Origin of the sequence: Bradyrhizobium sp. NBAIM08, from assembly GCF_020193935.1 — a bacterium.
In the GTDB taxonomy this organism is placed as follows: Bacteria; Pseudomonadota; Alphaproteobacteria; order Rhizobiales; family Xanthobacteraceae; genus Bradyrhizobium; species Bradyrhizobium yuanmingense.
Genome location: NZ_JADYVR010000886.1, coordinates 1 through 408 on the forward strand (window position 1 = coordinate 1; position 408 = coordinate 408).

Below are 408 nucleotides of genomic sequence, written 5' to 3' on the forward strand. Positions count from 1 at the left end.
CCCCGTGACGGCGTGACCGATGATCTCGCCGTACGGGTTGTACGTGAACGCGTCCGTGATGCTGGACGCGGTCGTGCTCTTGACCAGACCTGTCGTGCCGCGCGTGACGGCAAGGCCCCCGACACTCGAGACGACGCCGTCGAGGTCGTAGGCCTGCGCCACCGGGCTGCCGCCGTCGATGGTGGTGACGAGCGGACGGAAGAAGTTGTCGTAGGTCTGATCGATGCGGTGGCTGAACGGCCCTGCCACCGTCACGCTGCTGAGAAGCGAGCCGTCCCAGCCGTAGATCTGGCTCACGCCGTCGCTCGTGACGATACGGTCGAGGCGGCCTCGCGCGTCGTAGGTCAGCGTGCGCGTCCGCGCGTCCTCGATCGTCGCGAGGCGCCCGAGGACGTCGTACCCGAACGT

Annotated in this window: 1 protein-coding gene; it reads right to left on the reverse strand. The window is 68.1% G+C overall.

Features of this window, described 5'->3' with window-relative positions:
- A partial coding sequence (locus tag I6F37_RS42545) for an RHS repeat domain-containing protein (protein WP_225154758.1) occupies positions 1-408 on the reverse strand: 408 nt, incomplete at both ends.